Here is a 24,422-nt window from a genome sequence, read left to right as displayed (position 1 = left end):
TTCATCAACCTTTCGGATTAAATACAATTGCTGTCAGATAGCCGAACAGTACCGCAACAGCAATTCCTGTTGCAGCGGTCTGAACACCGCCGGCCAGAACCCCGAGTATACCGCCGCTTTGTGCTCCTTCGATCGCACCTTTGACCAGCGTATAGCCAAAACCCGAAAGCGGCACGGTTGCGCCGGCACCTCCGAGCTTGATCAGTGGTTCATATAGCCCCAGTCCGCCCAGAATAACCCCACCGGTCACGTACCCAACCAGCACATGTGCCGGCGTAATTTTGGCTTTCGTCAAATCCATCAGCAGCTGTCCGGCGACGCACAGGAGTCCGCCAACCAGAAAAGCAGGTAAAATGTTATTTAGCATCAAAAGACCTCCCTTAACTCATTTCAATTGACACAGCATGACCAATTGCCGGCATGGATTCGCCCTGTTGGGACGATACAGAACTATGAAGGCTGCCGCTGCCGACAAACAAGATTTTTTGCAGTTCCCGGCTTTTCAGTTTATTCAAAAGATACCCTGTCAGGACGACTGCGGAACAGCCGCATCCGCTCCCGCCCGCATGTGTATCCTGTTCGCTGCTGTAAATCAGCGTGCCGCAATCTGAGAAATTATTGGACAGCCGCAGGCCGCTTCGTTTTAAAACCTCAAGTAAGAGTTGAAGCCCGACCGTCCCGAGGTCTCCGGTAATGATCAAGTCATAATAGTCCGGCTGACGGTTAAGGTCCTGAAAATGATTCAGGATGGTGTCGGCAACTGCCGGTGCCATGGCCGCACCCATATTGTTGGTATCAGTTTCACCGTAGTCTAAGACCCGGCCAATTGTTGCACTTGTGATTTTGGGCCCTTCTCCTTGATCAGCCAGAAGGATGCTGCCTGCTCCTGTTACCGTCCACTGGGCATACATTGCTCTCTGGTTGCCATGCTCATTTGGAAAACGGTATTGTCTCTCCGCTGTCTCATGATGACTCGATGCGCTGCATAGCACTTTAGACGCGAACCCGCCGTCAATCAGCATCGTCCCCAGGGCAGAGGAAAGCGCCATTGTTGAGCAGGCGCCATAGAGACCGATAAATGGAAGGCCGACTTGTCTGGCAGCATAGTTGGAAGAAATAATCTGGTTCAGCAGATCCCCTGCCAGGTTATAATCCACGGAATCCAGCGGGACATTTGCTTTGGCTGCAACCTTCGTCATGGAAGTCTCCAGCATTTTCATTTCTGTTTTTTCCCAAGTTTTTTCACTCGCGTAATTGTCCTTCAGGACCATGTCAAAGGTATCTTTTAACGGACCCTGGCCTTCCTTGGGTCCGACAACGTTATACCCAGCTAGAATAACCGGCGGCTGACCAAATACAACCGTCTGGTTGCCTACTCTTTTGGAATTCAAAATGTTTTTCTCCTTTCCGTGATTATCTGATCCATAAATAGATCAAGCCAACAATGATTGAACTTATAATCCCATAAACCAAAATTGGACCGGCAATTGTAAAAAGCTTACCGCCTACTCCAAACACATACCCTTCTCTCTTGTATTCAAGTGCCGGTGAAACCATCGAATTCGCAAAACCGGTCACAGGAATGATCCCTCCGGCTCCCCCATATTTGACGATCGTGTCATAAACACCGAGACCGGTCAAAAGAGCCCCTATAACGATCAGTGTCGCTGTTCCCGCTGTCTGAGCAGCTGTTTTAGCCAACCCGACATAATTCATGTAAAAATTGACAATCACCTGGCCCAAGCTGCAAATGATTCCACCGACAATAAAAGCCGACAGTACATTTTTCAAAACTGTTGGTTTTGGCGAAAGCTTTTCAGTTAATTGTTTATATTCCTCTTGGGTTACCGCAATCGATGGCGGACGGAGTTTAACTTCCGACAATGATTTTCACCCCTTTTTTTGATTAATAATTCCCGGTTTTCCGCTAAGAAATTCAAGTATTGTCAAATGTTTTATCCGTTTTTTTAACTTTACTTCAGGATATACCAATATTTTTAAAATATAGCACGAAGGAAATATCTGGGTGATGTCGAAGATAGATTTAACGACTTGTAATAAGGAGCGTGCATCAATGAAAAAAAGAATTGAACGACAAACCCTTCATTTATATCTTGAAGGTGAACTTGATATGAAGAATGCCAATGAGTTAAAATCCGTGATTGACTTGGAAATAGAAAGAAAAGGAATCAAAACGGTGATCCTGCATCTGGATGATCTTCGTTTCATTGACAGTTCCGGTCTGGGAGTTATTTTAGGACGATATAAAAAACTGCTTCCTCTCGAAGGAAAGCTTAAAATTGCCAATGCTCCGCCGCATATTTACCGGATTATGGAACTGTCGGGGCTTCCCAAAATTATAGAATTTTTACCAAAAGAACCTGCCGTATAAACCAATTCGGAGTTGAAAGGGGAAAAATCAATGGAAGTCAATAAAATGATCCTAACATTCTCGAGTCTGCCGCAGAATGTAACAATTGCCCGCATGCTGGCCTCTTCGCTTGGAGCCCAAATGGATTTGGCCTTAAACGAGCTTGAAGAATTGAAGGTTGCTGTCTCTGAAGCAGTTTCCAACGCAATCATCCATGGTTACAGCAATGTGCCTAATCATTTTGTCACGTTGGAACTGGAGGCAGATGAAACAAGAATTTCTATTCAGGTAACCGATAACGGCTGCGGCATCCCCGATGTAAATCAAGCCATGCAGGCTTCATATTCTACGGACCCCGACAGAATGGGACTTGGTTTTGTTTTTATGCAGTCCTTCATGGATGAACTGCGAGTCGAATCTGAAGTGAACAAGGGAACCAAAGTATTGATGGTGAAATACTTAAACCACAACCGTCCATCCTCTCATTAGAGGGGGTGTGAAGATGATTCAGCGACTTTCAGATATGAACCTGCCCCGTTTCCCCCTGCTCTCCGAACAAGAAATGATGGAGCTTCTACACAAAGCCCAAAATGGTGACATCGATGCCCGGGAGCGTTTGGTCAATTGTAATTTGAAGCTCATTTTTAATATGATCCAACGTTTTTCCCACAGGGGATATGATCTGGAGGATCTCTTTCAGATCGGTACCATCGGCCTCATCAAAGCCATTGATAAATTTGATTTCTCGTACGGCGTTAAATTTTCCACGTACGCCGTACCGATGATTATTGGCGAAATTCGAAGATTTTTGAGAGATGACCATCCGATTAAAGTTCCACGTTCTTATAAAGAACTGGTTTACAAGATCAACCGTTCCCGGGAAAAACTTTCCTCAGAATTAAACAGGGAACCCACGATCAATGAAATCGCCGAAGATATCGGCACACCGAGCGAGGATATCATACTCGCCCTCGAAGCAGTGCAAAGCCCGTCGTCAATCCATGATACGCTTTATCAGGACGATTCTGATCCTATTTATGTGATTGATCAAATTCCGCAGGAAAAGGATACCAATCCGGGATGGTTTGAAAAAATTGCCCTACAGGAAGTCCTTGATAAACTGCCCGGAAGAGAGAAAGAGGTTCTGTATCAGCGGTTCTTTGAAGATAAAACGCAAAATGAAATTGCTAAAATCATGAACCTCTCCCAGGTACAGATTTCCAGGATCGAACGTGCTGCCTTGCTTCATTTAAAGCAGATTCTGAACGACAATCCGCCTGAACTTTAGTTGGCATAAATCGGCGGGGCCATGCTGTAGGACTGATGAACCGTGCGCTTGAACATCTCCAGCAGTCCTGCTTTTTCAACTGATTCTGCAGCTACAAGCTTTATGCTGTCAGCTTCTTTCTGACCGCAATAAATAATCATTTCTCCGAGCTGCTGTCCCTTAGTGATTGGTGCAGATACCGGGTTTGCAAAATACCTGGTTTCAGTCCGGCATTCCTTCTCCTTCCCTTTCTCAACACACAAGCCGACAGCTTTCTGACAGATAAGGTCAACTGTTTGGAGCTTCCCTTTATGAACAATAACTTCTCCTTGTTTAGAACCGGCAGGAGCAAATTCTTTATAAACGTAATTAGCAAATCCATAATTATAAATCTTCATAGACTCTTGAAAATGGCCTCTGACCTGTGGAACTCCCATGACAACACAGATCAGTCTCAGGCCATCTCTTTTTACAGTTGAGGCTAAACAGTATTTTGCTTCCTGCGTCCAACCGGTCTTAAATCCATCCGTTCCCTCATACCACCATAAAAGTTTATTGGTGTTCCACAATTTAAACTCACCGTTGCGCAGTTCATATTCCTTCATGGATGTCAATTCTGATACCAGCGGGTATTTGAGCGCTTCCCTGCCCAAAACTGCCAGATCGTAGGCACTCGTGTAATGCCCCTCCGCCGGCAGTCCGTATGCATTGGCAAAATGGGTATTCTTCAGTCCTAATTCCTTGGCCTTTCTGTTCATCAAATCCACAAATTCCTCATGGGTCCCTGAGATATGTTCCGCAACAGCCACGCAGGCATCGTTCGCCGACCCTACTGCGATCGAAATTAAAAGTTCTTTTAACGTAAACTTCTCTCCCGGCTCGAGATAGATTTGCGATCCGCCGAGAGAAGAAGCATTCTCACTCGCAGTCACCGTATCGGTCAATTTGACTTTGCCCCCTTCGACAGCTTCTGCTGCCAGTAGCATTGTCATCAGCTTCGTAACGCTTGCCGGAGGCAGTTCTTTATGAGCATTCTTCTCATAAAGAATTTTGCCCGTTGCCGCATCCATAAGAATCGCGCTTTCAGCAGCTGTCTCAATATTTGCAGCCTTGACCGGCGCCGTCATCCATCCGAGCAAACATGCCGCGGCTAGGACCGCTGTCAGCATCCGTAAACAAAATTTAGGCATACGAAAACCTCCCAAGCTAAAGTTATATTTGTTGTTTTAGTATGCCCTTATCAAATCAAATCATGTTATGTTTTCAATAATCTTAGATATGATTAAATCCGCTGGTACTTTCCCGGTACTTTATTCACTTTCCGGCCGTGCCAATAACAAGGATTCAGGTATGCGAACGGCCTTGGATAAATTTTATGTTTCAAAACACACCCGCGAACAACTTCGATTCCATTCTCCCGGCACGCTGCATCAAATTCGGGAGTCCAATTCTGTTCCTGGAACCAAATTGCTTTGGCCTCGCATTCCGCAGCTTCCACGACAATGTTCTGAATCAGCTCCGCCCTGAGGCACGGAACCACAACATCAACTTTACCCTTTAGCGCGTTTAAATCCGGATAAACCCTGCTCCCTTCAAATGTTTTTGTTTTCAAATCAGGAGCAACCAGGTAAACCCTGCAGCCAAAACTCTTAAGACAGTGAGCTGCTTTCCAGGCATGCTTATGCTTCAAAAAACGATGAGAATCGGCATAAACAGCATACCGCATGCTTGTATTCAGACTGCCGGAAAACTCATAGATCTTCTTAGCTTCTTTCATCGGCCCCACTCCAGTCAACGTTCGTATAAAATTAATCTTTACAAGAAACGTCAAATCGCTGTTGTTCAAGAATAGTCTATGACATAAGCATGTAAAAATTGCCTGAAAACACAAAGAGACCTGAACCTTTTACAGTTCAAGTCTTTTTTTGTTTAAGTCAGATTACGTATTTTAGGTTCTGTAATAATTCTCAAATTGTGAACTCTACCGGGTCTGCGGTGAAAGAATGAATCGACGCTGTGGCTTCAGTGAAGTACAGGACCTCACAAAGGCCGTCATCGCACTTGTACATATTTCTTAAACTCGGATTGGCTTCGAACATCGCCTCACGTGCTTCAGGGCGCGGGTCAACGGCTACTTTCCCGACGAGTCGGATCCATTTGTCCCCAACCATTCCGGAAATTTCGACTTTCGGGTTCTTCAGTAATTGGGCAAAGACATTTTTTTGATTATTGGTGCAAATGTACGTTTTCCCGTCATACTCTGCGACAGCGCCGAACGGACGGACATGCGGCTGATCACCGTCTGCTGTAGCAAGGTAAAATGTTTTGGCATCAGACAGAAACTGGGCAATTGACTTCATGATCTTGACTCCTTTCAAAATAACACGTTATAATCGTGATGTATCATCATAATAACAGATATCAAATATTGAACAAGTACGATTTTTTTCTGTTATAAGTATCCAAATAGATACTATAGGTGTAAACGTGATATTAATAAGAAGTGGAGTAAAAAAATGGAACAAGAAATCAATTTGTTTGGCAAATGTCCGTACTTTACCGCCCAAAAAATTTTTTCCGGAAAATGGTCCATTCTGATTATTAAGCATCTCAGAGAAAAGACCCATCGCTTTGGTGAATTGCAGCGCAAGATCCCGGGCATCACCCAGGCCACACTGACCAAACAGTTGAGATTTCTCGAAGAGTTCGGTATGATTGACCGCTATGTTTATCCGGAAGTACCGCCAAAAGTCGAGTATTCCCTTAGTAAGATCGGCCAGGAATTTATTCCCGTATTAGAGCAGTTTGAAGTTTTCGGCAATAAGTTCATCGCCCAGATGTCCGAATATAAAAAATAACGGTCTTTTTAGCGGATCACTGTCGAAACCGTCGGTTTAAGCAGCGGCTTTTCTTCGTCAATTGTAATCGCCGCTGCAGCCTTTGCCAATCCAAGCGAACTTTTTTCGGCAGAAGAAGTATACAGCATGCATAATGGTTCACCGGCTTGCACTGCGTCACCGGCCTTTTTCAACAGATAAACACCTGCGCCAAGGTCGATTGCACTGTCTTTCGTTTCCCGGCCGGCCCCGAGAGCCATGGCCAGAAGCCCAATCTTCCGGGCATCAATATGTTGAATATAACCTGCTCTTTCGGCTTTATAAACAATTTTTTCTGAAGCCAGGGGCAGGTTTTTGGCATGCAGCACGGCCGTATCGCCTCCCTGGGCTTGAACAAACGCCAAAAACTTCTCCCAGGCCCTGCCGCTCTGCAGTGTATCTTTCAGGATCTCTCCAGCTTCCGTGATTGTAGCAGCTTTCTTCCCGAGCACAAGCATCCAGCTTGCCAGTTCCAGACACACTTCCATTAAATCATCAGGTCCTTTGCCCTGCAGACAGTCAATGGCCTCAAGAACTTCAAGACTGTTGCCGACGGCCCTCCCGAGCGGCTGGTCCATCCTGCTCAGGACCGCCGCCATATCCCTGCCCAGATTTTTGCCGATCCCAACCATGATATCCGCCAGTGTTTTAGCTTCTTCCAACGTCGCCATAAAAGCGCCTGAGCCGTATTTTACATCCAGCACAATCCCCTGGGCGCCGGCGGCAATCTTTTTGCTCATGATGGAAGAAGCAATCATCGGAATCGAATCGACCGTTGCCGTAACATCCCGTAAAGCATAAAGTTTTTTATCTGCTGGAACCATGCTACCGGTTTGGGCGACGACCGCTAAGCCAATCCTGCCTACCTGCTCAAGGAACTCCTGTTCTCCTAATTCGACCCGGAATCCCGGAATAGCGGAGAGTTTGTCAATGGTTCCCCCAGTGTGCCCGAGGCCTCTACCGGACATCTTGGCAACCGGAACGCCGCAAGCGGCTACCAGCGGGGCAACAACCAGCGTTGTCTTATCCCCAACGCCTCCGGAACTGTGCTTATCGACAAATACTTTCCCCGGAAGGGACAGTTTAAGCTGATCTCCGCTCTCCGCCATCGCCATGGTCAGCTCCGCTGTTTCCTGAACGGTCATCCCCTTAAAATAGACCGCCATCGTCCACGCCGAGACCTGATAGTCTGGGATGTTTCCTTGAACATAACCCTGAACGATAAACCTGATCTCCTCCCGCGTAAGCGGATAGCCGTTTTTCTTCTTTTCAATCAGCTCAACCATTCTCATCGTATTTATGCCGCCTTATTACTATTTATTTGGGGCTGGTCTGTGTGTCACAGCACCGCTCTTCGGCTATTGCGCCCTCCGTGGCGCAAATAGCCGCGCTCCGCATCGTGCTCCGCTTCTCGCGGAGTTGTGACACCCAGACTGATAATAAGTTTAAGTCTATTGTGCATGTCATGATGCAGAATCATTTTATTATGGCATTGTTGCAAGAATTGAGGTTATCACTGGAACAACTGTATTTTCAACAATCATCTGGATTATCTGCGCTGAATAAAACCCTCAGATCAGTCTGCGTGCCACGGCTCCGCGAAAAGCGGAGCAAGGATTGCGCAGCGCGGCCGTTAGCGCCAGGAGGGCGCTATCTGCCGAGGAGCGGTGCTGTGGCACGCAGGCCTACCCGAAGAGAAATTCCATATAGAACCATACCCTAAAGCAAATTGGAAACTGAGACCGATCTCAAGAGGTTTCAGGTATGAAATCATGCCTATAATGCATGCATCAGTCCAGCAGCGCGATTAATTGCCTCATGTACCGCAGAAACGTCTCCTCAATCCGGTCCGCCGTCGCCAATACCTCCTGATGGTCAAGCTTTTGCTTTAATATTCCGGCGGCCATGTTGGTCACACACGAGATGCCAAGCACTTTCATCCCGCCATGATTCGCAACAATGACTTCCGGTACAGTGGACATTCCGACAAGGTCGGCTCCAATCGTTCTTAAATAACGAATCTCTGAAGGCGTCTCATAGCTCGGTCCGCTGAGCGCCGCATAGACTCCCTGCCAGGGATTCAAGCCGTACTCCTTCATCAGGGATAGTGCCAGCTCTCTCCATTTGCCGTCATAGGCTTCACTGAGATCCGGGAAACGCGGTCCAAGATTGCTGAGATTCGCTCCTCGCAGCGGACTGCTTCCCATCAGGTTGATATGGTCTTTGATCACGATCAGATCCCCGGGGCGGTAATCCGAATTGATTCCTCCAGCGGCATTGGTCACGACCAAACCTTTCATCCCGATCGTTTGCATCAGACGGACCGGGAAAGTCACTTCATGCATCTCATAACCTTCGTAATAATGGAAACGTCCCTGGAGAACCATGACCTTTCTGTCTCCCAATGTTCCGACGATCAGCTTGCCGGAATGCCCTGTAACAGTAGACACAGGAAAATGAGGGATTCCGCTGTACGGAATAACGACAGCATCTTCCACAAGTTCAGCCAGCTTGCCAAGACCTGAACCTAAAATAATGCCTATTTCAGGAATGTATGAGATTTTCTTGAGCAGAAAATTACGGGCATCATTCAGCCATATCGTCATGACTTGTTCATTAATCATGCTGATTTTCTCCTTTCAATTCTGTATAAAAACTGGTCCCGATTTCAATCGACTGTACCCCCAAATATTCGGCAATGGTCACTCCAAGATCTGCAAAGCAGGCTCTCTGTCCGAGATTCACTCCCTGCTTCAGCTTCGGCCCGTATACAAGCAGCGGAACGTATTCCCGGGAATGATCTGTGCTTACTGTCGTCGGATCACAGCCATGGTCGGCCGTAATAAATAGGATATCATCCTGTTTAAGAATGCTAGTTATTTCTGGAATTCTGGCATCAAAGGCCTCAAGGGCCTCGGCATAACCCCTGACATTATTGCGGTGTCCATAAACCATATCAAAATCAACAAGATTTGTAAAAATTAAGCCTGCGTCGTCCCGCCGCAGATATTCGATGGTCTTGGCGATTCCATCGTCATTTCCATGAGAGCTGACATGCTCACTGATTCCTTTGCCATTAAAGATATCGTTAATTTTGCCGACTGCCAATACTTTCTGCCCGGCTTCAACAATCCTGTCCAGCAGTGTTTTTTCCGGAGGATCCACAGCAAAATCATGCCTGTTTGGTGTTCTTTGGTAATTGCCTGTTTCGCCGATGAAAGGGCGTGCAATGACACGGGCAACCCGTAAGTCACCCTGCAGCATTTCCCGGGCAATTCTGCATATCTCCATCAGCTCATTTAATGGAATAACCTCCTCATGCGCTGCAATCTGGAATACTGAATCGGCAGAGGTATAAACAATCGGTTGTCCAGTCCTGACATGCTCTGCCCCGAGGCGCTGCATAATTTCCGTGCCGGATGCCACCTCATTGCCTAAAGTCAGCCGGCCGATTCGTTCTTCAAACCTTCTGATAAAATCATCAGGAAAGCCGGACGGAAAAGTTGGAAAAGCCTGATCCAGAATGATCCCGGTCATTTCCCAATGGCCGGTGATTGTATCCTTGCCTTTTGATCTTTCAGCCATGAACCCGTAATTTGCGGAAGGATTGTTTTGGGGAGAAACAAAAGGAATTTCGCGTGCATTGCCAAGACCCATACGCTGAAGATTCGGGATTTTCAATCCGCCTGCCTGCTTGGATATATTCGCCAGCGTATTGCTTCCTTCATCGCCATATTGGGCTGCATCCGGCATTGCTCCGATGCCAACGCTATCCATTACGATCAATATCGCCCGAGCCATCTGTATTTCCTCCTTTTTTAGCCCGCGGGTGTGATTTGCGGAAAACATCCAACAGGCGTTTTTTCGTTAAATGGGTATAGATCTGAGTGGTCGATATATCGGCATGCCCAAGCATTTCTTGAACCGAACGCAAATCAGCACCATTATCAAGCAAATGTGTTGCAAAACTGTGTCTTAATAAATGCGGATAAATATCTGAACTCAAATTATTTTCCGCCGCCCATTTTTTTAAAATCAGCCAGACTCCCTGACGTGTCAGCGGTCTACCGCGTGAATTGAGAAAAAGGATATTCCTGGCTTCTGCTGTTGGTTTCGGGTTGCGGGTGAGCAGCGTTTGCCTTGTGGAATCAATGTATGCCTTTAAGATAAGGATGCCGGGCTCACCCAAAGGAACGATTCTTTCTTTATTCCCTTTACCCCGGCAGCGAATATATCCCAAATGATAGGAAATATCGTTCAGGCTGAGTCCAATCAGCTCTGAGACCCTGAGCCCGCTCCCATAGAGAACCTCGACAATCGCCCGGTCTCTACTGCTGAGATCATTTTGATTATCATTCTGGTCAATTGCCCTGGTCAGATTGATCTCCGACAAGACGCGGGGCAGCTTTTGTTCGAGTTTCGGGGCCGGCAGAAAGACCGTTGGATCGTCATTTCTTTTGTCTTCCTGAAGCAAATATCCGTAAAATCCTCTTAAAGCTGCCGTATACCTAGCCAGTGTTCTTGCAGATTTCCCCTGCTTCTTTTCGTCCAGAATGAAAGTGATCAGGTCTGAAGTACTACACTGCAAAACTGTCCTGTCATTTTCGTGAACAAAAAGTACAAATTTATAAAGATCCCTGCAGTAATTGGAACAGGTATTTGCGGAAAGCCCTCTTTCAACACGTAGATGGTACAGATAATCTTCTAACAGATCATCCCTTAATTTGCTATCTTTAGACATAAAATATCCCCCTGCAGTTCATTTCTACGCAAGGAGGAATTATCCTTTTCTTTAGGGATTATCGTTTCACATTAATTAAAAAATAAGGCTGTCCCCTGTCTATAAGCCGAAAAGGCGCGCTCCCAGTATGGTAAAATATCCTTGTAGTAACCCTGTGGCTAAAGCCGCGATGGAGATCAATAAGGCCATGCCACAGTAGTGGAGAAAGTTATTCTTTAGAAAATCACCCCGCATCCTTCCCTGCAGCAGGAGAAGCGAGAAAACAGTCGCAAGACCGGCTCCGAGCAGAAGACACGGAACCGCCAGAAGCGATGGGAATAGAATCGTAAACAGGACCAAGCCCAAACCCATCATTTTTTTCAGTTGAATAATAAACACAACCGTAAAACCTAAGATAAATCCTCTCGTAAAGACGATCAGGTATACCAGTGGAGTTCCAATCACCGTCAAGCCAAGGATCCATATCCCCGCCATCATAATAAAGTTATCCCTGGCTAGCTGCTGAAGGAATGACGTATCTATGGCAGTTGGTTGTTCTCCGAGCAGGCTGTTGAAGAAACCGGTTAGTTCTTCCGCTTTTTCTATTCCCAATGAACTGACCCCAACTGCTCCGAAAACACCTCCGGCTAAAAATACGCAGCAGAGCGTCAGATAGATAACCCAGTACTGATTGATATGATCGTACAGCATTTTCTTCATCATTCTACCTCCCTGAAGACTTGTCCTCAAGAAAATCATATTCAGGAAGGCAGAAGACTAGTACCTTGTCAACGCTAAAATGCATGTAAAAACGCTGAGGAAATTTTTGAAAATATCTTTATTCGTTTATAGCGCCAGTAGCAGGCCAATGGCAGTTTTGGCATCAAAGAATCCGCTGCTCCCTGCCATTTGCAGAGCCTGTTCCCTTGGAACAGCTACGACATTCAAAAACTCATCGTCATCACAGTCCAGAGGGGACCAGCTCAGATGCTGTGCCCGGTAGATATGGATCATTTCATCGGTAAAACCCGGTGATGTATAAAAAGAGCCAAGATAGTTTAGTTCTCCTTGATAACCTGTTTCCTCCCTTAATTCTCTTAAGGCGCAAGTTTCCGGGTCTTCACCCGGGTCCATTTTCCCGGCTGGAATTTCCAGCGTTTCCTTGGCCAGCGCATAGCGGTACTGGCGAACCATTATGATCTTGCCTTCGTGTTCAGGCACGATGGCTACAGCACCGGAATGCCTAACAATTTCCCGAATGGACGTTTTTCCATTCGGGAGTTCAACTGTATCCCGATTGACACTGATGAACTTTCCGGAATATACCCTCTGTTCAGCAATACATTTTTCTGTCAGGTCATTATTATCCATGAAGAACCTCCTGTGTTCTAAAATATTAGATGAAATCAGTTATCCTGATTAATGGATTTTGGACCGGATGCTGGCATATTATTGCCTTCTTCCATACTATGATACATTATATCCTATCTATTTGGTCTGGGAGGCGTAAATATGCCGGCTGAATCTCACCATAACACCTATCAGCTGCTGGTAACGATAACAACCTTTATATTTGCTGTTACCTCCATGATTACCGTCTATATTTCCCTGTCAGCCTGGAAGGAAGAACGGGGATCCGTCAAACCTTACCTTACCTTTACACAATCTCCTTCTGTGAAGATTCTTAATAAAAAAGATGTGGCATTCAGCTTTCATTTCACCAACGTCGGTACGCATCCGGCAGCTTCACTCCATTGCCAGACCATTTTTGTAGATAGTGATTTAAATGCAGAACCGCTCCGGGTTGATCAGCTCTCCCTCGCCAATTATGTTTCTCCTGATTCCACTGTGGATCTCGTTGTCAACATCGATATGCAATCCCAAGAAATTGACGCCGGACAGGTTAGTCAGTATTATATTATTTTAAATCTAAAATATTTTGATCCGGTATTTGAAACACAATACGAACAAATTATCTATTTACGATGGGCCGGTATATCTAACGGTCAGCTTCAGCCAATTTATCATGCGTCCAGAGAAGATAAGGCTCAGATCATTCAATACCTTGGCCAAACCTAGTCAACCATGGCAAAAGCAATTTCTTTCTCGATATCAAGCTTCCTACAGCCTAAATAAGCATTGTAATAAATTAACACCTTCTCATTTATTTGAAAACAAAGGAGAAGGTGTTCTCTACTCAGTTAGTTTAAAATTGGCTAAAATCGCCAAAATTTCTATCTTATAACTTATCAGCAATTCTCAATTTATCTGCGACCATCGCGATAAATTCCGAGTTCGTCGGTTTCCCGCGGTCAACATTAATCGTATAGCCAAAAAATTTGTTCATAAACTCAATATTTCCTCTGTCCCAGGCTAGTTCAATCGCATGGCGGATTGCCCTTTCCACTCTGCTGGGAGTCGTACCATAATTTTTGGCAATCATCGGATACAATTCTTTGGTCACGGCGCCAAGCAGAGAAACATCTTTGATCACGGAGACAATAGCGTCTCTCAGATACTGATATCCCTTGACATGCGCGGGTACTCCCATCTGTTGGATCATCTTGGTAACTTCAACTTCAATCATTTTGGAATTTTTGACGTTAACCTGAATAACACTGCTGATATTCGGAGATATCATAGCATTTGAAGTATTATTAAAAGAAGGGGCGGCTTCATAAACCCCGACCAGCTGCCGTATTCTTTTCCCTAACGTGTCCAAATCAAATGGTTTTAATATGTAATAGTCAGCCCCCAGTTGAACCGCTCGATGTGTCATATTTTCCTGACCAAAAGAAGTTAAAATAATCACCCTAGGCCTTTTGATCGTGTTTATCAATTTTTCCATGACGCCTAATCCGTCAAGATGAGGCATAATAATATCCAGAACTACCACATCCGGTTCCTCTTTTTTGATCATATCCAGTGCGTCGTTTCCGTTATAAGCTACACCCGAAAGAACCATATCCTCTTGATTGCTTATATATTCCTTTAATACTTCAATAAAATCGCGGTTATCGTCAGCCAACAAAACTTTTATCTCTTCCATCAAACTATCCTCCAGCTTCCAAAGATCACCAAAAAACGTATAAATTCAATCCAGTTACCTTTCGACAAGAATTTACCAATTCCTTCTGGTCCAATGGGAAAAATATTTATTCGGCATTATTTTGTCAAAGAAGAACCGCCCTTGCGGGCGGCTGCAGCTTTACTCGTTATACCTGATTCGTCTATCATCTTCTCAATAAATATTCCGTATCCCCGGGTTGAATCATTGACAAATACATGCGTAACGGCGCCAACAATTTTGCCATTTTGGATAATTGGGCTGCCGCTCATACCTTGAACGATCCCGCCGGTTTTTTCGAGCAATTCAGGGTCGGTGATCCTTATAATCATGTTTTTGTTGTCTGTCCGATACTGCATAATTTTTTCTATTTTAATGTCAAATTCTTCGATGGTATTGTCTTTTAAAACCGTATAGATTTTTGCCGGCCCAACCTCAACCTCAGATTTCCAGGCTATAGGAACAATTGTACTGAAATACGGATTTCGGAGTTCACCTTCATAAATACCAAATATCCCGCTGGCTGAATTCTTGGTAATTTTACCGGAAAAGTTTGACTGAACCATAAATGTGCCGATCTTTTCTCCGGGATCTCCTTTTTGACCTTTTTCAATGGAGTAGATTGTGGATTCGACGATTTTGCCATCACTTAATTCAATTTGATCATTGGTATCAATATCCGTAATTACGTGTCCCAAAGCCCCAAATATTTTTGTATTGGGTTCACTAAACGTCAGAGTTCCCACTCCTGCAGCCTCATCCCGAATAAACAGCCCTATCCGATATCTTTGGGTTTCTGAGCAGAATACCGGTTGAATCTTTTTTTCCAGAACTTTTCCTTTGTGTTTGATCTCAAGCACAATTGTTTTGTTTTCTTTACACTTTTTATTGATTTCCTGCGCTACCTGAAAATCATTTATTGCTGTAATACCATTAATTTTAAAAATGATGTCCCCGATTTCTATTCCAGAATCCTTTGCCGGATAAGACTGTTTGCCTTCCTTGTTCGTGATCGGAGCATATCCTACAACCAAGACTCCTTTGGTCTGCAAAGTCACGCCAATGGATTGTCCGCCTGGAACAACAGATGGCCGTACTTTAGTGACTTCTTTGCCTGCTGAAAAAAAATCCAGGTAATTGGTTACCGGGTAGAAACGACTAGTTTCTGTTTTCTGATAGAATCCTGCAATTTGTTGAATACTAAGGGCAAAAACGAGGAGAATTCCTATTCGGAAAATTATCCGGGTTAGTTTTCTATTCAAACCGTTTTTTCCCTTCAGTTTTTCACCCTCCTCACGTATTTTTCTCCTGCAGCGAATACTACAATAAAATTTTTATTGTAATATTAGATTTCCCTTATAAAAAGGTTTCATCCTGTGAAATGTTTTCTAGGATTTCTTAAATTTATGGCGAAATAAGAAAATGACAAAAGCTAGCACTCTTGTCATTTGTTAGGTTATAATAGGCTTTATAATGGTTACAAAAGGAAACAAACAATGAAAAAAATTTTTGTAAATTATTTTTTTACAGCCCTGCTCATTGCAGTGACCATAGGGATTTTGACTTCCAGTTCGAAATTCAGTATTATTCCCCATCTGATCGCCATAACTGATGGAGGACTGTTATTCCTGGCATTTGTCTGTATGGTCCTTTTTTGGTTTTTTGATGCGTTAATTATTAAAGTGATTATTGAGATCTCCAATCAAGGTATCCGTTTTTGGCAGTATATGAAAATAGCGCTGATCGGACAGTATTACGGTTCCATTACTCCTTTTTCTGGCGGGGGACAGCCTGTTGCGCAGGTCTATACGATGAAAAATGACTATAAAATTCCGCTGGGACTGGCTACATCAGTTACGATCAATAAATTTGCGGTTTATCATATTATTGTGACTGCATTCGCCTTGATTATGGCTATTTTTAAGTATGATTTTATCTTTGAGCAGGGTACGGTCAGCAAAACCTTCATTGCTATAGGTTTTATAATCAATATCATATCGACGCTGGCTATGCTTTTGCTCTGTTACAACAGTTCGATTGTGAAAAAGGTCTGTCTTCTGATCTTAAGACTGCTTCATAAAATTAAACTGGCCAGGAATATTGATGATCAAATCTTTTCCAGGCATATTGAGGAATACAGAAGTTCTCTACGTTTGTTCCTGAGAGACCGCAAAGCTCTGCTCCTAACTTGTCTCTATACGTTGATCCAAGTCATCGTGTACTTTTGCGTAACCTATTTTGTCTATCTATCTTTTGGTTTAAGAGATGCTTCTCTGCTTGATATTCTTGCTGTGCAGTCTTTGCATTACATGGCGATTAATTATATTCCGACGCCTGGAAATGCAGGAGCATCCGAGGGAGGATTTTACCTGATATTCGGGCTAGTCTTTCCTTCCAGCGTTATGATCTATGCGATCATGCTCTGGAGGTTCATCGTCTATTATTTAAATTTATTCGTGAGCGGAATGGTCGTACTGATCGATTACCTGTATAAACAAAGCTTAAAGAGGTTGTAAATGAAGCTCATATTTAAAAAGTACCCTGTTGTCGCTTTTGCATGCGGAATAACAAGGTACTTTTATTATTACATTTTATTTTTATCTTATTTTTGGGCCTGCTGCCATAATTCCTCCGCAAGGCTTAGCGCGACGCTTTCGCCGCCAAGCATCCGGGCCATTTCCTGGACTCTTTCACTTTCATCGAGCCGATTAACCTTGGTCAGCGTCCTGTCTTCCACAACGATTTTATTAATACCAAAATGGCTGTCGGCGAATGCAGCGATCGGCGCCGAGTGTGTAATGCAGAGTACTTGTCTGTTACCCGCTATTTTTTCAAGCTTTTCAGCGACCTTCATGATCGTTCTGCCGCCTACCCCACTGTCCACTTCATCGAAAACAAACGTATCCACGGTTTCCACTTTCGATAATAAGCTTTTGAAAGCCAGCATGATCCTGGCCATTTCTCCTCCAGAAGCTACTTTGGCCAAAGGCTTGGGAGGTTCTCCGACATTCGCGGAAAAATAAAATTCGATCTGTTCCGCACCTTCGGGCGATGGTTCGGTAACGGGCGAGAATATGATTTCGATTCTGGCCTCGCTTAGCCCCAGATCGAGCAATTCGTCTGCCAGACCCTTTTCAATTCGTTGAGCCTGGATCCCGCGATTCAGGCTGAGTTCCTCCGCCAGATTGTTATAGGCTGTCAGCATCTCTTTCTTTTCGCGCCGGATATTTTCCTTTTCATCCTGAAGATGGGCTATTTCTTCAAGCTCTTCTTCCATTTCAGCCCGTCTTTCCAGAACAGCTTCAATCGTATACGCATATTTTCTGAGCTTCCCGAGATCAACCAGGCGGGCTTCAATTTCGTCAAGCCTTCCTGGTTCAAAATCCAGCCCGTCTTTATAGGACCGTAGCTTGGTCACATAATCTTCGAGACTGAAATAGATCTCTTCAATGTTCTTATGCAGCTGCTCAATCTCAGGATCAAGTGCTGAGAGTTCCCCTATTTTTTCTGTGGCGGATCCCATTAGATCAAAAGCAGACTCAGAGACTTCTTTGGTTCCAGCATAGAGTTCATCATAGGCTTCATTGACAAGGCTGACGATTTTCTCGGCATTCAGTAGAAACTTTCTCTCCTGTTCCAGAGATTCCTCTTCCCCGGAAACCGGTGCAATCCGATCAATTTCTTCAATCTGGTAACGCAATATTTCTTCTCTTTTCTCCCTGTCCCGCTCTGAGCGCAGGAGTTCTCTTTCTCTAGACAGGGTATTCCGGTAATTGACGGCTGCTTTCCTAACCTGATTCAGCAATTTTAAATGTTCCCCCCCACCGAAACTGTCTAAGAGTTCCCTTTGGGTTTCCGCCAGTAGCAAAGACTGGTGCTCCATCTGATCGTGAATGTCTACGAGTCCTTCACAGAATGTCCGATACAGTGATAACGGAACTGTTCTGCCCTGAACACGACAGACATTTCGGCCGGAGTCATTGATTTCTCGATACAGAAACAGCATGTCATCTTCAAGAGGATATCCTTCGTCCTGTAACATTTCAGTCAGCTTCAGCGGCAGATTAGAAAAAATCCCTTCTACACACGCTTTGTCCTTGCCATGCCGCAAAAGTTCATTACTGGCTCTTCCACCCAGAAGCAAACCCAGCGCATCGACCAGCATGGATTTCCCGGCTCCTGTCTCTCCTGTAAAAACAGACAAGCCTTTATCAAAAACCAAATGGACATCTTCCATCAGTGCAAAATCTTTGATGCGAAGTTCTACGAGCATAGGTCTCCTCCTCTTTGCCATACTCAGTCAATGGAAAATTTAAAGACACGGTTCAGTTCAGTTCAGTTCAGTTCAGCTCAGTTCGGCTAGTCTCTCCAGAATAATTTCTGTTTGTTCTTTCGGTTTAATCAGAAGAAAGATGGTATCATCCCCGGCCACCGTGCCAATGACTTCTTTCCATCCAATATTGTCAAGCAGCAACGCCATCGCCTGGGCATTCCCCGGTATGGTTCTGATTACAATAATATTTTCGCTGCTGTCGAACGAGATCACAACTTCCTTGAACATTCGTTTCAATCTTTCCTGATACCCGGGAGGATGTGCTTCAGCCTGAATGGCATAACGGTATTCATCGTCTGAACCGGATATCTTGACCAGACCCATCTCCTTGATATCCCGCGAAACGGTGGCCTGTGTGACATTAAAGCCCTCTTCGAACAGCCTCTGCGCTAGTTCTTCCTGCGTTTTAACCGATTCATTGGTAATCAGTTCCTGGATTTTTTTCTGACGACGGCTTTTCATAAATGATCGCCTCTATTCTTCTGAATTATTAACCAGTATGGAGATGTCTCACCTTGATTTAGATAAATTCCCTGGAGGACATGAAAATCCTTCTTAGAAAGTTCTGCAGCATAGGCATTCAGTGCATTTGCTTCTTCCAGACTGTGGCTGTGTCCCCGATATACAGTGCATACAATGACCCCTTTGGCAACTAGCAGCTTCAAGGTATCATTTACCGCCCGAAGTGTTGTCTCCGGCTCGGTAATCATTGCCTGATTGCTCCCGGGCAAATATCCAAGATTGAAAACGACAGCTCTGATTCCTTGCGGAACAAGGCGTCCAATCTCTGTGTGACTCTCCCGAAATAAGGCAACCCTGTCGAGCATCTTATGCGCTGTGAGCAGTTCCCGGGTTGATTGAATCGCTTCTTCCTGAATATCAAACGCAAACACCCGGCCTTCAGGACCCACGCATTCCGCCAGAAAAAGGGTGTCCTTGCCGCGTCCTGCCGTAGCATCAATCACCTGATCTCCGTGCTGGATAAGCTGCTGCAGATACATTTTTAACATTGTCTGCGTATTTCCGATCCCCTTCGGATTAAAGACACCGTTCATGCCCTCATGATTCATGCCAGCGGTCCCGGAGTTTCTCCCGGACAACCTTCGGGAAACTCCTTCCTCCAAGCCGGATAAATCTTGCTTTGATCGGAGCCGTTTCGATCCGGACCGTATCCCCGGAATTCATGGTCGTCAGATACTTCCCGTCGACGGTCACCCGGCATTTATTGCCTCTGGTCAGACTGATATCTATTTTTTCTTTATTTGATACGACCATGGGCCGGGACGAAAGCGCATGGGCAGCCAGCGGCGTGACCAGCATGGCCTGAACATCTGGGCTCACAACAGGTCCGCCGGCTGAAAGTGAATAGGCGGTCGAACCTGTCGGGGTTGCAATAATCAAGCCGTCCGAAGGCGGACTCGCAATCGGTTCACCGGAAAGCTTGACCTGAAGTGTTATCAGCGTCTCTTCACTGTCCCGGATAAAAACAACATCATTCAGAACCATATCCTGCTGTTTTTGACCGTCTTTGAAATATGAAGTAATCATCATGAGTCTCTCATCGACCGTATATTCATTACGCAGCACCTTTTTTAAGGCAGAATAGATTTCGCCGCGTTCAACCTCGCATAAAAAACCAAGCCGGCCGTAATTCACGCCAAGAACCGGGATGTTGAACCGGGCGGCTTCTCTGGCAGCTTTCAAGACTGTGCCGTCTCCGCCAAGGGAAAGTACAAAGTCAACATCTTCCGTAATCTCCTGGTCCCATTCCGGTACAGTTTCCCATCCCTGACTGTTGAACCAATTGATCAACTGAGGGGTGATGCTCTCTTTCGTAATTTTAGAATGGTTAATCCATATCCCTACCTTGTTTCCCATCCGTTCACTCCGTTCCTGCCTGAGCCTTCATAACAAGCTCATTCAGACAAGGATTCCAGTCGAATACCGCTGCTTCTTGCTCATTTCCTCTGCTGAGCCAGGCTAAAAATTCTATATTTCCTTCGGGACCGCGGATTGGCGAAAAGTCCAGTCCCTTGACCCGAAATCCTTGCTTTTGAGCTTCCGTCAGGACGTTTTGTAGAACCTCCCGATGGACTTGCGGGTCTCTGACAACACCGTTTTTGCCGACATTCTCGGATCCGGCCTCAAATTGCGGTTTAATTAGGACCAGTGCCTGTCCGCTTTCTTTCAGAATCGCTGTCATCGAGGGAAAAATCTTAGTCAGGGAAATAAATGAAACATCACACACGATCCAGTCTACTTTTTCCGGGAGACTGTCCGCAGTCAGGTAACGTGCATTGGTTCTTTCCAGGCAGACCACTCTTTCGTCACTGCGCAGCCTCCAGGCCAGCTGACCGTAGCCGACATCGACCGCATAGACCCTGGAAGCCCCATTCTGCAGTGCACAATCCGTAAATCCGCCGGTAGACGCCCCGATATCGGCAATGACCTTATCCTTCAGATCCAACTGAAATACGTCCATCGCCTTGGCCAGTTTCAGACCTCCGCGCGAAACATAAGGATGGATCTCTCCCTTGACAATCAGATCCGTATCTTCTTCCAGCATGATGCCTGGTTTGTCAAGACGAAGATTGTCCTTATAGACTTTTCCGGCCATAATTAAAGCTTTAGCTTTTTCTCTACTTTCAACCAACCCTTTTTGGACCAGAAGAAGATCGAGTCTGGATTTATTTTTGGCCACGATATGCCCATCCTTGTTCTATATCTATCTTTACTCTATATCTATATCTATCTCTATCTGTCTATTTTAAATCATAAACATCTATTCTTTATCAGTTCTCTGGAAACACTGACAATATGCTCAACCGTAATGCCACAGGCTTGATGGAGAAGTGAAATTGCTCCGTGTTCAACATAATCATCATACCCTATCCGTTCGACTGCTATGCCTTGAATTCCTTTTTCCTCAAGAACTTCCAATACCGCGCTGCCCATCCCTCCGGCGAGGATGTGGTCCTCAACCGTAACCAGCTTCCCGGTTTTTTGAACCTCGGCGACCACCATCTCTCGATCAATCGGATTAATAAAACGCAAATTAATCACACCGGCTTGAATACCTTCAGACTCCAGCCGCTTAGCAGCCTCCATACAAAAATTGACAACCGGCCCAAAACCAATCAGGGTAATATCCTGGCCCTCTCGCAACAGTTCTGCTTTGCCTTTCGGCAATGTTTTGAATTCTTTGTCCATTTCCACGCCGACACCGGCCGACCTCGGATACCGGACAGCTACCGGGTTGTCCATGATGAGCGCTGTATGAATCATATGTTTAAGTTCATTTTCATCTTTCGGCGCCATCAAGGTAAGGTTCGGAATCGTTCTGAAAAAAGAGATATCGAATATGCCATGATGCGTCTTCCCATCCTCGCCGACGACGCCGGCCCTGTCGACCGCAAACACGACCTTGGCATTTTGCAGGCAGACATCATGCAGGACCTGGTCATACGCTCTCTGATAGAACGTGGAATACATGGAAACAACCGGTTTCAGTCCCTCCAGCGCGAGTGCCGCAGCAAAAGTTACCGCGTGCGGTTCGGCAATTCCGACATCAAAAAATCTTTCGGGGTGATTTTGGCCGAAATGGTTCAGACCTGTCCCAGATCCCATGGCTGCCGTAACTGCAACGATCCTGTTATCCTCTTCAGCCAATTCACAAATGGTCCGTCCAAATACTTCCGTATAAGTCGGTGGCGCATCCTTTTTAACCATCTCACCCGTTTCTTTGGAAAATGGCCCTACCCCATGGAAAATATCCGGACTTTGCTTGGCCGGCTCATACCCATTGCCTTTACAGGTCTTAATGTGAACCAGAACCGGACCTTTTTTCTGTTTGGCCTGGTGGAGAACCTTTTCCAGTGACGCAATATCATGTCCATTAATTGGTCCGAGATAGGTCAGACCCAGTTCCTCGAACAACAGACCGGGTACCAAGAAATATTTAATACCGTCTTTAGCCCTTCCGGCTGCTTTGGCCATAGAGGAACCAATACACGGAATATTTTTGATGAACTTTTGGACATCCCTCTTTCTTCTGTCGTAAGATGGATCTGTCCTGATCTTGTTCAGATAGGAGGACATTGCGCCGACATTCTGAGAGATAAACATTTCGTTGTCATTTAAAACAATAATTAAATTGCTGTCGCTGTTACCGGCATGATTCATCGCTTCATAGGCCATCCCGCCGCTCATTGCCCCATCACCGATCACAGCAACGACATGATAATTTTCCTTCTTAATGTCCCTGGCTTTGGCGAAACCCAGCGCAGCTGAAATGGAAGTGCTGGCATGTCCGGTATCAAAACAGTCGTATTCGCTTTCCTCTCTCTTCGGAAAGCCTGCCAGACCGTGAAATTGCCGGATCGTCTTAAAAGTTTCTTTCCTTCCGGTTAGAATCTTATGAACATAGGCCTGATGACCAACATCCCAGATAATCTTGTCGGTTGGAGTGTCAAATACTCTATGCAGTGCCAGAGTCAGTTCCACAACACCAAGGTTTGATGCAAGATGACCGCCATTCACTGAAATAATATCTATCATTTCCTGACGGAGTTCTTCAGCCAGAACGGTCAGGTCACTTTCGCTTAAGTTTTTCAGGTCGGTTGGAGAATCAATTTTGTCCAGAAGCCGCAAATTATTTTCCTCCTCGTTTGTTTTTTGTTATGTTCAGTCCAGTTACCTTTTCCACACTTGCAATCACTCTGCCGGTCATATCAACAATCCGATTTGATTCATTGATCGCAATGGTTTTGCCCCAGGCCTTTCCTGTCACAGTAAGGGAAGCAATCAAGGCCAAAATCAACACATTTAAAAGTACCTTCCAGGTACTTAAAACAGAAAATTTAGCGATTAAGCTTAAAATAATTGTCGCTCCCATTGCTCCGCTTAATGTTCCCGTAATATCGCCAACAATATCATTCGCGAAATTAGCGACTTTATCGGCGTGTTTGATTAAATAGACAGACTGCTTCGCGCCGAAGACTCTTTTGGCTGCCCTGGCATGGTGAGGCGCTTCATCAGCAGCCGTCACAGCAATACCGATGATATCAAACAGGATCCCGACCGCAATCACAACCATGAGCAATATCCAGGTCAGGCTAACCGGAGAAAACTTTAAAAAAGCCTCCGCTCCGCTTCCCAGAAGTGAAGCAATAAAAAATGTGGCAATAAATACGGTAATAATATAGCGAACACTTTGCTTCTTGCGAACCAAAAGTCTATCCTGCCTTCCTCATCCTATACACCGTTTTCAAAATAACGACACGAGAACGAGCTACATTCTGGCTGTATTAAAAGATCAAAGCAATTGCGCAGCCCAGAATTGCGCCGCCAAACACTTCAAAAGGTGTATGTCCGATCAGTTCCTTAAACTTTTCCTCTTGAATATTATAACCCATAAAATCTGTCGGATGCTGCCGCATCCATTCCACAAGATAGTTGATAATTCTGGCATGATTTCCGGCTGCGCGCCGGACACCGGCAGCATCATACATAACAATAACAGCCAGTGTAACAGCTATCGCAAACAGAGAAGAATCCCAGCCATCAATTTTGCCAATGGTGATGGCCAGGGCACAGACAATCGCTGTATGCGAACTTGGGAATCCACCGGAACTTGTCAGGAGATCAAAATCCCATTTCTTCTCAATTACGAAATTGATCAGGATCTTTAAGATTTGAGCAAGTATCCAAGCAAAAAGCGAAATCCACATGATATTGTTGTGCAATATCGAAGAGATTGGGTTCATAGAGATGATTCATCCTCTCTCAT

At 45.2% G+C, this 24,422-nt stretch carries 29 protein-coding genes; 6 read left to right on the top strand and 23 right to left on the bottom strand.

Annotation, left to right across the window (positions count from 1 at the left end; translation table 11 throughout):
- Positions 1-4 precede the first annotated feature (4 nt).
- The 3 genes from spoVAE to spoVAC are packed head-to-tail and all read right to left on the bottom strand — an operon-like array spanning position 5 to position 1,884.
- On the bottom strand, positions 5-367 hold the full coding sequence (gene spoVAE / locus A7K50_RS05115; RefSeq protein ID WP_119774888.1) for a stage V sporulation protein AE: 363 nt from the start codon (positions 365-367) through the stop codon (positions 5-7).
- A 13-nt stretch (positions 368-380) separates the two neighbouring features.
- On the bottom strand, positions 381-1,391 hold the full coding sequence (gene spoVAD, locus A7K50_RS05110) for a stage V sporulation protein AD (RefSeq protein ID WP_119774887.1): 1,011 nt from the start codon (positions 1,389-1,391) through the stop codon (positions 381-383).
- Between the two features lie 22 nt (positions 1,392-1,413).
- Positions 1,414-1,884, bottom strand: coding sequence for a stage V sporulation protein AC (spoVAC, locus tag A7K50_RS05105; RefSeq protein ID WP_119774886.1), 471 nt, complete (start codon positions 1,882-1,884; stop codon positions 1,414-1,416).
- 190 nt (positions 1,885-2,074) lie between these two features.
- Between spoVAC and A7K50_RS05100 the strand changes: the two genes are divergently transcribed.
- The 3 genes from A7K50_RS05100 to sigF are packed head-to-tail and all read left to right on the top strand — an operon-like array spanning position 2,075 to position 3,659.
- Positions 2,075-2,392 (top strand): anti-sigma factor antagonist, encoded by a 318-nt coding sequence (locus A7K50_RS05100; protein WP_020491615.1) that lies wholly within the window; start codon positions 2,075-2,077, stop codon positions 2,390-2,392.
- 30 nt (positions 2,393-2,422) lie between these two features.
- Positions 2,423-2,860, top strand: a complete 438-nt coding sequence (gene spoIIAB, locus A7K50_RS05095) for an anti-sigma F factor (protein WP_119774885.1) — start codon at positions 2,423-2,425, stop codon at positions 2,858-2,860.
- Positions 2,861-2,873: 13 nt separating this feature from the next.
- Positions 2,874-3,659 (top strand): RNA polymerase sporulation sigma factor SigF, encoded by a 786-nt coding sequence (gene sigF / locus A7K50_RS05090; protein WP_119774884.1) that lies wholly within the window; start codon positions 2,874-2,876, stop codon positions 3,657-3,659.
- Here sigF and A7K50_RS05085 read toward each other — a convergent pair.
- The 3 genes from A7K50_RS05085 to A7K50_RS05075 form a co-directional block, all read right to left on the bottom strand.
- Positions 3,656-4,828 (bottom strand): D-alanyl-D-alanine carboxypeptidase family protein, encoded by a 1,173-nt coding sequence (locus tag A7K50_RS05085; protein ID WP_119774883.1) that lies wholly within the window; start codon positions 4,826-4,828, stop codon positions 3,656-3,658. The two genes, sigF and A7K50_RS05085, sit on opposite strands and share 4 nt — an antisense overlap.
- A 92-nt stretch (positions 4,829-4,920) precedes the next feature.
- Positions 4,921-5,415 (bottom strand): CoA-binding protein, encoded by a 495-nt coding sequence (locus A7K50_RS05080; protein WP_119774882.1) that lies wholly within the window; start codon positions 5,413-5,415, stop codon positions 4,921-4,923.
- Between the two features lie 190 nt (positions 5,416-5,605).
- The gene (locus tag A7K50_RS05075; protein WP_119774881.1) at positions 5,606-5,998 is read right to left on the bottom strand and encodes a pyridoxamine 5'-phosphate oxidase family protein; all 393 of its coding nucleotides are present in this window, start codon (positions 5,996-5,998) and stop codon (positions 5,606-5,608) included.
- Between the two features lie 156 nt (positions 5,999-6,154).
- Between A7K50_RS05075 and A7K50_RS05070 the strand changes: the two genes are divergently transcribed.
- Complete coding sequence (locus tag A7K50_RS05070; protein ID WP_119774880.1) at positions 6,155-6,496, top strand: helix-turn-helix domain-containing protein; 342 nt, start codon at positions 6,155-6,157, stop codon at positions 6,494-6,496.
- An 8-nt stretch (positions 6,497-6,504) separates the two neighbouring features.
- Here A7K50_RS05070 and A7K50_RS05065 read toward each other — a convergent pair whose 3' ends face one another.
- The 7 genes from A7K50_RS05065 to A7K50_RS05040 form a co-directional block, all read right to left on the bottom strand.
- Positions 6,505-7,806 carry a pyrimidine-nucleoside phosphorylase gene (locus A7K50_RS05065; protein WP_119774879.1) on the bottom strand — a complete coding sequence of 434 codons (1,302 nt, stop codon included), beginning with the start codon at positions 7,804-7,806 and terminating at the stop codon, positions 6,505-6,507.
- Between the two features lie 47 nt (positions 7,807-7,853).
- Positions 7,854-7,976 (bottom strand): hypothetical protein, encoded by a 123-nt coding sequence (locus tag A7K50_RS14450; RefSeq protein ID WP_282433201.1) that lies wholly within the window; start codon positions 7,974-7,976, stop codon positions 7,854-7,856.
- Between the two features lie 328 nt (positions 7,977-8,304).
- Complete coding sequence (locus tag A7K50_RS05060) at positions 8,305-9,138, bottom strand: purine-nucleoside phosphorylase (protein ID WP_119774878.1); 834 nt, start codon at positions 9,136-9,138, stop codon at positions 8,305-8,307.
- Positions 9,131-10,315: a phosphopentomutase gene (locus A7K50_RS05055; RefSeq protein ID WP_119774877.1), complete on the bottom strand. Its 1,185-nt coding sequence runs from the start codon at positions 10,313-10,315 to the stop codon at positions 9,131-9,133. The genes A7K50_RS05060 and A7K50_RS05055 overlap by 8 nt, the downstream gene beginning before the upstream one ends.
- Positions 10,284-11,255 (bottom strand): site-specific tyrosine recombinase XerD, encoded by a 972-nt coding sequence (gene xerD, locus A7K50_RS05050; RefSeq protein WP_119774876.1) that lies wholly within the window; start codon positions 11,253-11,255, stop codon positions 10,284-10,286. The genes A7K50_RS05055 and xerD overlap by 32 nt, the downstream gene beginning before the upstream one ends.
- Positions 11,256-11,354: 99 nt before the next feature.
- Positions 11,355-11,954, bottom strand: a complete 600-nt coding sequence (spoIIM, locus tag A7K50_RS05045) for a stage II sporulation protein M (protein WP_026156310.1) — start codon at positions 11,952-11,954, stop codon at positions 11,355-11,357.
- Between the two features lie 126 nt (positions 11,955-12,080).
- Positions 12,081-12,605, bottom strand: coding sequence for an NUDIX hydrolase (locus A7K50_RS05040; protein WP_020491626.1), 525 nt, complete (start codon positions 12,603-12,605; stop codon positions 12,081-12,083).
- Between the two features lie 141 nt (positions 12,606-12,746).
- Between A7K50_RS05040 and A7K50_RS05035 the strand changes: the two genes are divergently transcribed.
- Positions 12,747-13,313, top strand: a complete 567-nt coding sequence (locus A7K50_RS05035) for a hypothetical protein (protein ID WP_119774875.1) — start codon at positions 12,747-12,749, stop codon at positions 13,311-13,313.
- 160 nt (positions 13,314-13,473) lie between these two features.
- Here the strand turns inward: A7K50_RS05035 and spo0A are convergent, their stop codons facing one another.
- Together spo0A and spoIVB are read right to left on the bottom strand one after the other, a co-directional pair.
- The gene (gene spo0A / locus A7K50_RS05030) at positions 13,474-14,286 is read right to left on the bottom strand and encodes a sporulation transcription factor Spo0A (RefSeq protein WP_026156311.1); all 813 of its coding nucleotides are present in this window, start codon (positions 14,284-14,286) and stop codon (positions 13,474-13,476) included.
- Positions 14,287-14,399: 113 nt separating this feature from the next.
- Positions 14,400-15,563: a SpoIVB peptidase gene (gene spoIVB / locus A7K50_RS05025; RefSeq protein WP_119774874.1), complete on the bottom strand. Its 1,164-nt coding sequence runs from the start codon at positions 15,561-15,563 to the stop codon at positions 14,400-14,402.
- Between the two features lie 234 nt (positions 15,564-15,797).
- Between spoIVB and A7K50_RS05020 the strand changes: the two genes are divergently transcribed.
- The gene (locus tag A7K50_RS05020) at positions 15,798-16,817 is read left to right on the top strand and encodes a lysylphosphatidylglycerol synthase transmembrane domain-containing protein (protein WP_119774873.1); all 1,020 of its coding nucleotides are present in this window, start codon (positions 15,798-15,800) and stop codon (positions 16,815-16,817) included.
- A gap of 86 nt (positions 16,818-16,903) precedes the next feature.
- Here A7K50_RS05020 and recN read toward each other — a convergent pair whose 3' ends face one another.
- The 8 genes from recN to A7K50_RS04980 all read right to left on the bottom strand — a co-directional run bounded on the left by recN (position 16,904) and on the right by A7K50_RS04980 (position 24,399).
- Positions 16,904-18,574, bottom strand: a complete 1,671-nt coding sequence (gene recN, locus A7K50_RS05015) for a DNA repair protein RecN (RefSeq protein ID WP_119774872.1) — start codon at positions 18,572-18,574, stop codon at positions 16,904-16,906.
- A gap of 72 nt (positions 18,575-18,646) precedes the next feature.
- Positions 18,647-19,096 carry an arginine repressor gene (gene argR, locus A7K50_RS05010; RefSeq protein WP_119774871.1) on the bottom strand — a complete coding sequence of 150 codons (450 nt, stop codon included), beginning with the start codon at positions 19,094-19,096 and terminating at the stop codon, positions 18,647-18,649.
- Entirely contained in the window at positions 19,093-19,689 is a 597-nt protein-coding gene (locus A7K50_RS05005) for a class I SAM-dependent methyltransferase (RefSeq protein WP_119774944.1), read from the bottom strand. Before A7K50_RS05005 ends, argR begins: the two co-directional genes overlap by 4 nt.
- A gap of 4 nt (positions 19,690-19,693) precedes the next feature.
- On the bottom strand, positions 19,694-20,512 hold the full coding sequence (locus A7K50_RS05000; protein WP_119774870.1) for an NAD(+)/NADH kinase: 819 nt from the start codon (positions 20,510-20,512) through the stop codon (positions 19,694-19,696).
- Between the two features lie 4 nt (positions 20,513-20,516).
- Positions 20,517-21,335: a TlyA family RNA methyltransferase gene (locus A7K50_RS04995; protein ID WP_119774869.1), complete on the bottom strand. Its 819-nt coding sequence runs from the start codon at positions 21,333-21,335 to the stop codon at positions 20,517-20,519.
- A 71-nt stretch (positions 21,336-21,406) separates the two neighbouring features.
- Positions 21,407-23,284 carry a 1-deoxy-D-xylulose-5-phosphate synthase gene (gene dxs, locus A7K50_RS04990; RefSeq protein WP_119774868.1) on the bottom strand — a complete coding sequence of 626 codons (1,878 nt, stop codon included), beginning with the start codon at positions 23,282-23,284 and terminating at the stop codon, positions 21,407-21,409.
- A 1-nt stretch (position 23,285) separates the two neighbouring features.
- Complete coding sequence (locus tag A7K50_RS04985) at positions 23,286-23,864, bottom strand: hypothetical protein (protein ID WP_119774867.1); 579 nt, start codon at positions 23,862-23,864, stop codon at positions 23,286-23,288.
- Between the two features lie 76 nt (positions 23,865-23,940).
- Positions 23,941-24,399: a divergent PAP2 family protein gene (locus tag A7K50_RS04980; protein ID WP_020491638.1), complete on the bottom strand. Its 459-nt coding sequence runs from the start codon at positions 24,397-24,399 to the stop codon at positions 23,941-23,943.
- Positions 24,400-24,422 lie beyond the last annotated feature (23 nt).

It is taken from the genome of Dehalobacter sp. MCB1 (assembly GCF_003590275.1).
Taxonomy (GTDB): Bacteria; Bacillota; Desulfitobacteriia; order Desulfitobacteriales; family Syntrophobotulaceae; genus Dehalobacter.
This window is presented reverse-complemented; position numbering and strand designations above follow the sequence as displayed.